10 protein-coding genes are annotated in these 12,343 nt (G+C 69.4%); 7 read left to right on the top strand and 3 right to left on the bottom strand.

Going from position 1 to position 12,343, the window contains the following annotated elements; genetic code table 11:
- Positions 1 to 128: 128 nt before the first annotated feature.
- Positions 129 to 2,351, bottom strand: a complete 2,223-nt coding sequence (locus AB0J78_RS18425) for a molybdopterin cofactor-binding domain-containing protein (protein ID WP_363790415.1) — start codon at positions 2,349 to 2,351, stop codon at positions 129 to 131.
- A gap of 790 nt (positions 2,352 to 3,141) precedes the next feature.
- On the opposite strand from AB0J78_RS18425, the gene AB0J78_RS18420 reads away from it, so the two are divergent.
- From AB0J78_RS18420 to tsaD, 7 genes are all read left to right on the top strand, one after another.
- Positions 3,142 to 5,853, top strand: a complete 2,712-nt coding sequence (locus AB0J78_RS18420; protein ID WP_363790413.1) for a nitrate- and nitrite sensing domain-containing protein — start codon at positions 3,142 to 3,144, stop codon at positions 5,851 to 5,853.
- Positions 5,850 to 6,266: a roadblock/LC7 domain-containing protein gene (locus AB0J78_RS18415; protein WP_132682647.1), complete on the top strand. Its 417-nt coding sequence runs from the start codon at positions 5,850 to 5,852 to the stop codon at positions 6,264 to 6,266. The genes AB0J78_RS18420 and AB0J78_RS18415 overlap by 4 nt, the downstream gene beginning before the upstream one ends.
- A gap of 5 nt (positions 6,267 to 6,271) precedes the next feature.
- Positions 6,272 to 6,643 (top strand): DUF742 domain-containing protein, encoded by a 372-nt coding sequence (locus AB0J78_RS18410; RefSeq protein ID WP_132624548.1) that lies wholly within the window; start codon positions 6,272 to 6,274, stop codon positions 6,641 to 6,643.
- A complete protein-coding gene (locus AB0J78_RS18405; protein ID WP_132676949.1) occupies positions 6,624 to 7,223 on the top strand; it encodes an ATP/GTP-binding protein in 600 nt (199 codons plus the stop codon). Before AB0J78_RS18410 ends, AB0J78_RS18405 begins: the two co-directional genes overlap by 20 nt.
- Positions 7,224 to 7,345: 122 nt before the next feature.
- Positions 7,346 to 7,984, top strand: coding sequence for a tRNA (adenosine(37)-N6)-threonylcarbamoyltransferase complex dimerization subunit type 1 TsaB (gene tsaB / locus AB0J78_RS18400; RefSeq protein ID WP_363790411.1), 639 nt, complete (start codon positions 7,346 to 7,348; stop codon positions 7,982 to 7,984).
- The gene (gene rimI, locus AB0J78_RS18395) at positions 7,981 to 8,460 is read left to right on the top strand and encodes a ribosomal protein S18-alanine N-acetyltransferase (RefSeq protein ID WP_363790409.1); all 480 of its coding nucleotides are present in this window, start codon (positions 7,981 to 7,983) and stop codon (positions 8,458 to 8,460) included. Before tsaB ends, rimI begins: the two co-directional genes overlap by 4 nt.
- 56 nt (positions 8,461 to 8,516) lie before the next feature.
- Positions 8,517 to 9,569 (top strand): tRNA (adenosine(37)-N6)-threonylcarbamoyltransferase complex transferase subunit TsaD, encoded by a 1,053-nt coding sequence (tsaD, locus tag AB0J78_RS18390; RefSeq protein WP_363790407.1) that lies wholly within the window; start codon positions 8,517 to 8,519, stop codon positions 9,567 to 9,569.
- Between the two features lie 3 nt (positions 9,570 to 9,572).
- Here the strand turns inward: tsaD and AB0J78_RS18385 are convergent, their stop codons facing one another.
- Together AB0J78_RS18385 and AB0J78_RS18380 are read right to left on the bottom strand one after the other, a co-directional pair.
- Positions 9,573 to 10,145 (bottom strand): YdcF family protein, encoded by a 573-nt coding sequence (locus AB0J78_RS18385; protein WP_363790405.1) that lies wholly within the window; start codon positions 10,143 to 10,145, stop codon positions 9,573 to 9,575.
- Between the two features lie 157 nt (positions 10,146 to 10,302).
- Positions 10,303 to 11,877, bottom strand: coding sequence for an alkaline phosphatase D family protein (locus AB0J78_RS18380; RefSeq protein WP_363790403.1), 1,575 nt, complete (start codon positions 11,875 to 11,877; stop codon positions 10,303 to 10,305).
- Positions 11,878 to 12,343: the final 466 nt, after the last annotated feature.

The following is a 12,343-nucleotide window of genomic DNA, read 5'->3' as shown; positions in this document are numbered from 1 at the left end:
CGCGCAGCACCCACAGCAGGGGCATCTCCGCGGGGACGTCGACCTCGACGTCCTTGCCGTTGACGGTGAACTCGTACTTGGGCATGTCGCTCGGGGACTCCTTAGCGGAAGATCTCTTCAGGCCGGAATCAGTAGTTGACCGGGAAGCTGCGCGGCTTGGTGCCGGTCGCGCGGGCGTAGGCGGTGGCGATCGCACCCGCGGACACCGGCACGCCCAGCTCGCCCACACCGCCCGGCTCGTCGGTGGTGGCCGGCATGACGTGGATCTGCAGGTCGGTGGGGGTGTGACGCTGACGCGCCCACAGGAAGTCCCCGAAGCTGCCCTCGCGCACCGCACCGTTGTCGATGTGGATGCCCGCCTGCAGCACCGTGGAGATCGCGTCGGTCAGGCCGCCCATCATCTGAGCCTCGATGCCGCGCGGGTTCAGCGGAACGCCCGCGTCGACGGCGATCACGGCCTTGGTGACCCGCGGCTTCTTCGGGTCGGTGGCGTTGATCTCGACCAGGCAGGCCGCCACGGACTTGAACTCCTCGTGCAACGAGATGCCCTGCGCGTGGCCCTGGGGCATCGAGCGGCCCCACTTGCCGTCCTTCATGACCTTCTGCAGCACGGCCTTGGCGCGGTCGCTCTTGGCGTTCTCCAGCCGGAAGTTCGCCGCGTCGGAACCGGCCTTCTCCGCGATCTGGTCGACGACCAGGTCCTCCGCGGTGCGGAAGGTCGCCGAGTGCACCGACCGCCAGCTGCCGGTGTGCACGCCCTCCAGCGGGTAGTCGCTCAGCGAGATGGTGGTCGCGCCGAACTCGTAGGGCACGGACTGGGTGAGGTTGAAGTACAGCTGCGCGGCCGGGAGCTTGCCGATCCCGGACTGCACGGCGGTCGAGGTGATCAGGTCACCGATGCCGTGGTTGAAGTCGGTCGAGACGCTGGCCATCTTGTGCGCCCAGGACCGCACCTTGCCGCTGCGGAAGGAAGCCTTCACGCGGTGGTGCGAGGCGGGACGCATCCGGCCGTGGCGGGTGTCGTCGTTGCGGGTCCACATCAGCTTGACCGGCTTGCCGATGGCCTTGGAGACCTCGGCGGCCTCGATCGCGGCGTCGTGGAACAGGTGCCGGCCGAAGGAACCGCCGGCGCGGGTGACGTGCACCTTGACGTCGAGGACGCCGACGGCCGCGGCGACGTCCTTCTGCGTGACCTGCGGGGACTGGGCGGGAACCCAGATCTCGGCGCTGCCGTCCTTGACGTCGGCGATCGCGTAGTTGACCTCCATCGGCGCGTGGCTGACGAAGGCGAAGTCGAAGCTCTCGTCGATCTCGTCGCCGTCGCCGTCGGAGATCGCGTCGTCGAGGCTGCCGGTCATCCCGGCCAGCTTCTCCTGGATGTCCGCCGACGACATGTCGGCGATGGGGCCCTGCTTCCAGGTGACGTCGAGCTTCTTGGCCAGCTCCATGGCCTGCCAGGTGTACTCGGCGCACACCGCGACACCGGTGGAGATCTCAGCGGTGCCCTTGAACCCGGGGGCGTTGCGGATGGCGGAGTCGTCGTAGGACTGGACCTCGCCGTCCAGCGTCGGCGGGCGGACCACGACGGCCACCACGGAACCCGGGATCTTCAGGTCCGAGACGAAGTGGGCCTGGCCGGTGACGAGGGCGGTGGCGTCGGAGCGGGTGTGCCCCTTGCCGAGGACCTTGAACTCGTCCGGGCTCTTCGGCGTGGCCGGCACCGAGGGGGCGACCACCTTGGCGGCGTCCTTGGCCAGCTCGGCGAAGGTGGCCTTGCGGCCGCCCGGACCGACGATGCCGGTGCCCTGGGCCGTGAGGCCGCTGGCGGAGACGCTCCACTTCTTGGCGGCGGCGGTGACCAGCCGGGAACGCGCGGTGGCGGCCATCTGGCGCAGCGGCTTCCAGAACGTGCGCACCGACGACGAAGCCGCGGTGAACTGGTTGAACATCAGCTCGGGGCGGGCGTCGGAGAGCTCGACCACGACGTCCTGGGTGCGCGCGCCGAGCTCCTCGGCCAGCATCATCACCACTGCGGTGTTGAGGCCCTGCCCGGATTCGAGGCGCGGGAGCTCGAAGCGGACCTTGTTGTCCGCGGTGAACTCCAGCTTCATCAGCGCCATGGTCGGCGCGGTGGCGATCTCCATGAGGTCGCCGAAGTCCATGAGCCCGGAGACGGGGGGAAGTGGCAGCTGACCGGCGACCGGGCCGGGAGCGGCGGCGGCTTCGCCTTCCAGGACGAACTTGCCGGCGACGGTCAGCATCGGGGCCGCCGCGACGTAGGTGAGGAAGCGTCGGCGTCCCGTGCCGGGCGCCGGAGCGGCTTCCTCGTGAGCGGTGGCGGGGTGAACCATCCAAACTCCTCTCGCGCGCCAGCACTCAAATGGCCGACCGGGGACCATTCACCGAGCGGAAAAGACGTGCCGACGTACTCAAACAGGCCAAGGCAGGACTTGTCCGACTTCAGGTCCGTCGCTAACCCCGTGCGATGCGGAGGGGTGTGCACCGCGTCATCGAAAATTCATTTCCGGTCGCCAGGAGTAATCGAATTGCGACATTTGGCCGCGCCGTCACTTCCAGTGACCAGAAGCTATTCGAAGATGACTTTCCGGGGTTGTGTTGACTTCCTCTGGGGTCGGGGGAAATGGTGCTTGAAAAGTCGGTGCGGCCGGTTTTCACCTGCCAACGTCGCGAGAGCCTACCTGACGGTAAAGTTGGGTCTGAATCACCCTTTCAGCAGAGTTTTGATTACTCTGAATGGAGTAGTCGTGCGTAAGTCCGGACCAGTTCTGACCGGGTGGCCAATCAGTCGGAACCGGTACAGGACAGGCGGTCTCACCCCTGGAGTTCTGAAGCAGTTCGCTGCGTGATGGGATAAGTCGCAATGCAATTCAGCATTGCCGAGCCCGTCTGCTAATCTTCCCGCGCATACTGCCCGACCAGCGTATATAACAATTGTGTCGATAGGTCCCAATAGCGCGTTGACCATGCATGACTGCGGTCCTAGGCTGCGTCGTCATCTGATGCGCCGGTGGGTCCGAAATTTTTCGGCGCACCCGCAGGCCCGGCCGTTTCGGGGTACGCAGGTCGGCGTGGGTTCTTCTTGCTGCGGCCAACCAACGGAGAAGGTTTGAGACGAGGTCCATGTCAACGCTGAAAAGCTCCTTCGCCTCCGGCACGATCAAGGCGCGCCTGCTGGCCATCGCACTCGTCCCGAGTGTCGCGGCCCTGCTCGTCGGCGTGGGCTTGTCCGGGTACCTGATCTTCCACGGCCTGAGCGTTCAGAACTACGTCGGCAGACTCGCCGACGCCAAGGACCCCTCGGCCCGATTCGTCGCGAACCTGCAGGACGAGCGCCAGCTGACCCTCGTCTACCTCAGCAACCGCAACGAGCGCCGCAACCTCGACGAGGTCCGCCAGAAGTTCGACGCCTCGCTGGCCGAGATGGACGGCGTCGCCGAGGAGTTCTCCGACGCCGTGCCGAGCGACGCGCGTGGCAACTTCGACGAGTTCCGCTCGCAGCTCAACACCGTCAAAGAGGTGCGCAAGCAGGTCGACGGCGGACCGGCCGAACTGGACGCGGTCTACAAGTTCTACAACGGCCTGTTCGACGCCTACAACATGAGCCTGCGGACCTACGTGCGGTACGCGCCGGACGCCCAGGTCTCCTACGAGAGCTCGGTGTCCGCCGACCTCATGGACGCGGCCGACGCCATGGCCCGAGGCCACGCGCTCGCGCTGGGCCGCACCTCGGTCGGCATGACCCCGGCGCAGTACCACGAGTACGCGCACCAGATCGGCGCCTTCCACGACAACCTGAACTCGCTGACGCCGCGAATGACGCCGGTCGAGGAGAAGACCTACAAGGACCTCCAGAAGGGCTCGGCCTGGACCCGCGTCGACGCGGTGCAGGACGCCATGGAGGTCGCCGGTGCCCAGGCCGCGGCCGGTCAGGTCATCAAGGTCCCGGTCAGCACCACCGACTGGATCAGCTCCACGCACGACCTGGCGCGCGAGCTCAACGCGCTGTCGACCTCGCACTACCAGTACGCGCTGGTGCTCGGTGGCACCGTCGCCGGCGAGACGCTGCTGACCTCGGCGATCACCGGCGCGATCATCGTGCTGATCGTGCTGATCGTCTTCCTGATCGCCCTGCGGCTGGCGAACCTGCTGGTGCGACGGCTCACCAAGCTGCGCAGCGAGACGTTGGCGCTGGCCGAGCGGGAGATGCCGTCGGTCGTGGCGCGGCTGCGCAACGGGAAGCAGGTCGACGTCGAGCGCGAGGTCTCCTGGCTGCGCTTCGGCGACGACGAGATCGGTGAGGTCGCCAACGCCTTCAACGAGGCGCAGCGCACCGCGATCCGCGCGACCGTCGCCGAAGCCGAGACCCGGCAGGGCGTCCGCTCGGTGTTCCTCAACATCGCCCACCGCAGCCAGGTCATGGTCCACCGCCAGCTGCAGGTGCTCGACAAGGCCGAGCGCAAGCTGGAGGACCCGGACCAGCTGGAGCTGCTGTTCCAGCTCGACCACCTGGCCACCCAGTCCCGCCGGAACGCTGAGAACCTGATCATCCTCGGTGGTCAGCGCCCCGGTCGGCAGTGGCGCAACCCGGTTCTGCTGCACGACGTCGTGCAGGGCGCGGTCGCCGAGACCGAGCTCTACGCCCGCGTCGAGATCCAGCAGCTGCCGGAGATCTCGGTGCAGGGCCGCGCGGTCGCCGACCTCGTGCACCTGCTCGCCGAGCTGGTGGACAACGCGACCTCGTTCTCGCCGCCGGAATCGCACGTCGAGGTCCGCGGCAACGTGGTCGGCAAGGGCATCATCGTCGAGATCGAGGACCAGGGCATCGGCCTGGAGGCCGAGAAGCTCGAAGAGCTCAACCAGCTGCTGATCAGCCCGCCCGACTTCTCGGTGATGGCGCTGTCCGAAGAGGCGCGGATGGGTCTGTTCGTGGTCGCGCAGCTGGCGGGCAGGCACGGGATCAAGGTCACCCTGCGCGACTCCGCCTACGGCGGGATCCGGGCCGTGGCGCTGATCCCGAACCACATCGTCGCCGAGCGCGGTCCGCAGACCGAGCGTCAGGAACGCGTCGAGCAGAGCGGCTCGCAGCCCGCGATCGCGGCCGCCGAGCCCGAGACCCGGCCGAAGATCCCGCGCAAGCGCTGGATGGAGGGTCGGCTCGACCCGGACGTCATGCCGGACCCGATCGGGCCGGACAGCCCGATCACCCCGCACAACCCGGTCGGCCACGAGTCGGCCACGCAGCGCTGGACCCACCCGGGTGCCAACGGATCCGGGCCGGCCACCGGTGAAATCGGTGCGCCGAAGCAGAACCCGGCCGAGCAGCGTCGCCCCGCCGCGCCGCCGCGCCAGCCGGAGCCGCCGCGCCAGCCCGAACCCCGGGTCAACGAACAGCAGCGTCCGGCGATGGGACGGCGGATCGCGCCGGAGACCCCGGCGAACATGCCGGGGCTGTCGTCGAACATGCCCAACGCGTCTGGTGAAATCCTCCCGACGGAGGTCGTTGCGAACGGAACCAACGGCTCTGGTCCGCCGAAGAGCGGTACCACGGCCGGGGTTTCGGTGAACACGTCGGTTTCCAGCTCGGCCGACAAGCCGCCGCTCCCGCAGCGCCGGCGCGGTCAGAAGGCCAATCTCGCGGCGCCGCTCCGCGCCCAGATCGACCAGAACCAGAAGCCGGAAGCCGCGCCGCAGCAGCCCGCTCCCAGCAGCGGTCCGCCGCGGACGCCCGACAGGTTCCGCAACAGCATGAACGCCTTCCAGACAGGCACCAAGCGAGCGCGCACCAACGACGTGAACAACGACGGTGCGCGGCCAGGAGGAAACGAGGCATGACGCTGAAGGCTTATAGCAAGGAAGTTGACTGGCTGCTCAACGATCTCGTGCAGCGGCTGGCCGGTGCGGACAAGGCCGCGTTGCTGTCCTCCGACGGTCTGCTGCTGGGCAAGACGCCGCAGCTCGGCCAAGCCGACGCGGAGCACCTGGCGGCGGTCGCCTCCGGTTTCCAGAGCCTGTCGAAGGGCGCGGCGCTGCAGTTCGACGGCGGTGAGGTCTACCAGACCGTCGTGGAGATGGCGAACTGCTTCCTGATGGTCACCGCGGCCAGCGAGGGCGCCTGCCTCGCGCTGATCGCCGCCGCGGACGCCGACCTCGGCATGATCGCCTTCGAGGCGAACCGCATGGTGACCAGGGTGGGCAACTACCTGAGCTCCGCGCCCCGTGCCGCCGGTTCTCCCCTTGATGTGTGAGCGCCATGTCAGGTGGGCGAGGATGGTTCGACGAGGATGCGGGACCGGTGGTGCGTCCGTACGCCCTGACCAAGGGGCGTACGCGGGCCACGAGCTACGAGCTCGACCTGATCACGCTCGTCGTGGCGCGCCAACCGCTGCCGCCGAACGCGCGTGCGCTTTCGCCCAACTACCAGCGGGTCCTGGCGGGATGCGGCTATCCGGTCTCGGTCGCCGAGGTCGCCGCACGAGCGGACTTGCCGCTGGGCGTGGTGAAGATTCTGATCAGTGACTTGATCGAGCGGGACTACGTGGTCTTCGGACCGGATTCGTCGCCGACGACCGGCCCGAGCCTCGACATGATGCAGAAGGTGCTGGATGGGATCCGCAAACTCTGAACAAGCCAGCCTCAACGCGGTCGCCGCGAAGATCCTCATCGCGGGCGGGTTCGGTGTCGGCAAGACGACCCTGGTGGGGTCGGTCAGCGAGATCGTGCCCCTGCGGACCGAGGAGACGCTGACCGAGGCGAGCGCCGGGGTCGACGACCTGACGGGCGTGGAGCGCAAGACCACCACCACGGTGGCCTTCGACTTCGGCCGCATCACCATCAGTTCCGACCTGATCCTGTACCTGTTCGGGACCCCGGGCCAGGAGCGCTTCTGGTTCATGTGGAACGAACTGGCCAACGGGGCGCTCGGGGCGATCGTGCTGGCCGACACCCGGCGACTGGACACCTGCTTCGCGGCGATCGACTACTTCGAGGGCCGCGGGCTGCCGTTCATCATCGGCGTGAACTGCTTCAACGGCACCCAGATCTACGATCCGGAAGAGGTCCGGCGCGCGCTGGACATCGACGAGAACGTGCCGATCATGCTGTGCGACGCCCGGCAGCGGGACTCCAACAAGCAGCTGCTGACGACCCTGATGGAGCACGTCATGGCCGTCACCCGCGCCAAGCAGCAGCACGCGATGCGCTGATCGTCCCCAAGCGAGCTGGCCCCGGTGCGAACCGGGGCCAGCCCGCACCCGGGGTGCGGTCGCAGCGGTGTCCGCTGACCCGATGAACGCCCGTGACCAGCGCTGACGTACGCTGGTTAGCTGTGCTCGTCATTGCGCTGGACACCTCGACGCCCGCGGTCACGGCAGGGCTGGTCGACCTCGACGAAGGCCGCCCGCGGGTTCTCGCCGAGCGCGTCACGATCAACCCGCGCGCGCACGGCGAACTGCTGATGCCACAACTGGTCGACGTCGTGGAGGAGGCCGGTCGCGGCTTCGCCGACGTCGACGCGATCGTCGCCGGGATCGGACCGGGGCCCTTCACCGGCCTGCGGGTCGGCCTGGCCACCGCCGCCGCGCTCGGCCAGGCCTGCGACGTCCCGGTGCACCCGGTGTGCAGCCTGGACGCCATCGCCGCCGCCGCTGAGGTGAGCGGCCCGCTGCTGGTCGCCACCGACGCGCGCCGCAAGGAGACCTACTGGGCCGCCTACGACGGCGCGACCCGCGTCGACGGCCCGCACGTCGCGCGCCCCGCCGACGTCCCCACCAGCGGATACGCGGTCGCGGCGGGGGAGCTGGCCGAGGCCGTCGGCCTCGACGCCGTCGAACCGCGGTTCCCCACCCCGGCCGGGCTGGTGGCCGCCGCTGCGCTCGACGCCGACCCCGAGCCGCTGGTGCCGCTGTACCTGCGGCGACCGGACGCCGAGGCGCCCGGGAAGCGGAAGTCGGTGCTCACCCGGTGAGCGAGTCGGTCACCGAGGTCAAGGTCCTCAAGCTGCGGCGGGCCGACGTGCGCCGCTGCGCTCAGCTGGAGCAGGTGCTGTTCGACGGCGACGACCCGTGGTCGCAGTCGGCGTTCTGCTCCGAGCTGGACCAGGGCCACCACTACCTCGGCGCCTACCTCGGCGAACGGCTGATCGGCTACGCGGGCCTGGCGGTCAACGGCCGCCCGCCGCACGCGGAGGCCGAGGTGCACACCATCGGCGTCGACCCCGCGCACCAGGGACGCGGCGTCGGCAAGGCCCTGCTGCGCGGTCTGCTGACGCGCGCCGACGAGCACCGGGCGACGACGTTCCTGGAGGTGCGCACCGACAACGAGCCGGCGATCGCGATGTACCGCGACCACGGCTTCGAGATCGTCGGCCTGCGCCCGCGGTACTACCAGCCCTCGGGGGCCGATGCCCACACCATGCGACGCGAAGCCGTGGAGGCGTCATGAGCGACACTGCTGCTCCTCGCGCTCGTGAAAGCCGACCGGGTGACACTGGAGGCGTCATGAGCGACCGGATCGTTCTGGGGATCGAGAGTTCCTGCGACGAGACGGGAGTCGGTCTGGTCCGGCTCTCCGCCGATGGCCGCGTGGAACTGCTGGCCGACGCGGTCGCGTCCAGTGTGGATGAGCACGCGCGGTTCGGCGGTGTGGTTCCGGAGATCGCCAGCCGCGCGCACCTGGCCGCCATGGCGCCGACGATGCGCCGCGCGCTGGGCGAATCCGGCCTCTCGCTGTCCGATGTGGACGCGATCGCCGTCACGGCCGGTCCCGGCCTGGCCGGGGCGCTGATGGTCGGCGTCGCCTCCGCCAAGGCGTACGCGACCGCGCTCGACGTGCCGCTGTTCGGCGTGAACCACCTGGGTGGGCACGTCGCCGTGGACACCCTGGAGCACGGTCCGCTGCCGGAACGCTGCCTGGCCCTGCTGGTCTCCGGCGGGCACAGCCAGTTGCTGCTGGTGGAGGGCGTCGGGGAGAAGATCACCGAGGTCGGCACGACCATCGACGACGCCGCGGGCGAGGCCTACGACAAGGTCGCCCGCATCCTCGACCTGCCCTACCCGGGCGGTCCGCCGATCGACAAGCAGGCCAAGCTCGGCGACCCGAAGGCCATCGCGTTCCCGCGCGGACTCACCGGGCCGCGCGACGCCAAGTACGACTTCTCCTTCTCCGGCCTGAAGACCGCCGTCGCCCGCTGGGTGGAGACCGAGCAGCGCGCGGGCCGGGACATCCCGATCCCGGACGTGTGCGCCTCGTTCCAGGAGGCCGTCGCCGACGTGCTCACCCTCAAGGCGGTTCGCGCGGCGCGGGACCACGACATCGACACCCTGGTGATCTCCGGTGGGGTGGCGGCGAATTCGCGGCTGTCGGAGCTGGCGCGTGAGCGCTGCGCGGCGGCCGGGATCACGCTGCGCGTACCGCGTCCCCGGCTGTGCACCGACAACGGCGCGATGATCGCCGCGCTGGGCGCGCACGTGCTGCACTCCGGCGCCAAGCCGTCGCCGCTGGACATGCCGGCGAACCCGGGGCTGCCGGTGCACACGATCGTCGTGCGGTAGGGGTCAGCGGGGCAGCCAGAACGCCTTGACGGTCGCGAGGACCTCGCGACGGGTCGCGCGCGCGTTGACCCGCCGCAGCCCGTCCGCGGCGGCGTCGTGGCCGACGCCGTGGGCGTCGATCCCGTTCCGTCGCGCCAGCGCGATCGAGCGCCGCAGGTGGAATCGGGTGGTCACCACGATCAGCGAATCGTGCTCCTGGGCCGCCGTCCGGCACGAGGAGTAGGTGTCCACACCGGATTCGTCGAGCACCACGGCCTCGTCCGGAACCCCGCGCGCCCGTAGGTAGCGCCGCATCACCACCGGCTCGCTGTGCCCCCGCGACTCCGGCGATCCGCTGACGATGATCCGCCGGACCTTCCCCGCCCGGAACAGCTCGAACGCCACGTCCAACCGCCCCTGCAAGATCCGGCTGGGCACGCCGTCCCACCGAACCCCGGCCCCCAGCACCAGGGCGACGCCCGTCGCGGGCACGTCATCGACCCGCCGAACGCGCCCGAAGCTCCGCCCCCAAGCCCACCCCAAGGGCAGCGCGATCCCCCCGACGACCACCCCGAAAACCACCCACACGGCACGCACACCCCAAGTCTGCCACCTCCCATCCACCCGCAGCCGACCCGAATACCCCGGTGATCCCGCCCCGATTGCGGCGGTATTCCGGTCGAGGACCCGAATACCCCGGTAATCGGGGACCTGATCACCGGGGTGATCCGGGTCCGTCCGGGGTGGCGTGGGGTCAGGCGGGGTTGAGGGTGGGCTTGCCGTCTTCGACCGTGAAGGTCTTGGCGGTCTTGGCCGGGGCGTCCTGTTCGGACACCTTCGTCAGGGTCCGGTAGTCGGCCGTCAGCTGGGACTCGGTGAACTTCGTCCGGACGTAGCCCCGGCGGTTCGCGTAGTACTTCACGTGCGGGTTCTCGGCCAGGACGTCCTCGTTGGTGTCGTCGCTGCCGTCCCCGCCGCTGGTGATCGACGTGGTCACCAGCTCGGTGCCGACCGCGGGCGAGTCCGGGTCGTCGTGGGTGCGCTTGATCTCCGCCGCCCAGTGCCGGTGGACGTCACCGGTGAGCACGACCCCGTTGCGGACCGCGCTGTCGGCCATGGCGTCGGCGATGCGGTCGCGGTTGGCGACGTAGCCGTCCCAGGCGTCCATGTTGTAGCCCTCCTCGGAACCCGCGGTGAGGTCGATCTTGGAGAAGAACACCTGCTGCCCCAGCACGTCCCAGCGGGCCGACGTGCTGTTGAACCCGTCGATGAGCCACTGCTCCTGCTCGGCACCGGTCAGCGAGCGGTTCGGGTCCTCGCGATCGTCGCAACCGGATTGGACGCCGTCGCCGCAGGCCTGGTCGCTGCGGTACTGCCGGGTGTCGAGCATGTGGAGGTTCACCAGCGAACCCCACGAAAGTCGCCGGTACAGCTGGAGATCGATCCCGTTGGGCTTGGAACCCGAACGCAGCGGCATGTTCTCGTAGTACGCCTGGAACGCGGCCTCGCGGCGGTCGAGGAAACCGTCGTCGGGCTTCTCCGGGGTCTCGTCCGCCCAGTTGTTCTCGGTCTCGTGGTCGTCCCAGACCACGACCCACGGCGCCGTGGCGTGCGCGAGCTGCAGGTCCGGGTCGGTCTTGTACTGCGCGTGGCGCTGCCGGTAGTTGGCGAGCGTGCGGGTCTCAGGTCCGAGGACCTTCCGGACGTCGTCGTCGGACGCGGCGTACTCGTACTGGTAGTCGCCGAGGTGCAGGATCAGGTGCGGTTCGTCCTCGGCCATCCGCTTGTAGGCGGTGAAGTAGCCCTCGCCGTAGTGCGCGCACGAGGCGAAGCACATGGTCAGTTCGCCGAGCGATCCTGCGGCCGGTGCGGTCCGGGTGCGGCCGACCGGCGAGATCGCGTCCTGCGCCTTGAACCGGTAGAAGTACTCCGCGCCCGGCTGGAGGCCCTCCAGCTCGACGTGGACGCTGTGCCCGAGCTCCGGCGCGGCCTGCGCCTCACCGGACTGCACGACGTCGCTGAACTTCTCGTCGGTGGCGACCTCCCACTGCACCGGCACGACCTTCTCGGGCATCCCGCCCAGGCCGTCGTCGTTGGTGGGTTCGGGTGCGAGCCGGGTCCACAGCACCACGCCATCGGACAGCGGGTCGCCGGAGGCGACGCCGAGGGTGAAGGGGTCGGCCAGCTTGCGCACTCCTGCGCCGGGCATCGCCAGCGCATTGGCCACGGCCGATCCACCCAGCGCGGTCGCGCCGAGGGCGGCGGCGCCGCCCAGCAGCACGGCGCGCCGGGTGAGTCGGCCGGGTAACGGAACGTTGGAATCGCACATCTCAAGCCCTCCAGGTCTTCCTGCGGACGCATCCGGAGTTCGACGGTGCTCGCCTGGCGAAGGCGAAAACTACCGACATGCCTGGAGGGTTTGGTGAATTGTCGGCAAAATCAGGCGACCGCAGCAGTGCGGTCTGGTCTGAGTGGAGCCCGCATGCGCTGCAAGCGGCGCAGCCGCGAGCCGTGAATCAACTCTCGCAGGCGGCACCACCGCGGTTCTGAGACGCCGTCTGGGGAGGACGCCGCGACGCCGTGCATTGGCGTGCATCAGGAGTGGCGCCCGGGGCCAGGCGGCGTCTCAGGTTCCGCGACCTGCACCGCTGCGCAAATTGGGCAATGAAAATCGGCCTGCGGCGTCGCTTACTTCGGACGCCAGCCGGATCGGGTCGGGGGGCCGGACGGACCAGGCGGGCGAGCGGGTCGGGGACGTCGCTCCCACGGCCGGTTCGCGGGCTTGGAGAGGGCTG

The sequence above is a fragment of the Saccharopolyspora sp. NPDC049426 genome (assembly GCF_040676935.1).
Taxonomy (GTDB): Bacteria; Actinomycetota; Actinomycetes; order Mycobacteriales; family Pseudonocardiaceae; genus Saccharopolyspora.
This window is presented reverse-complemented; position numbering and strand designations above follow the sequence as displayed.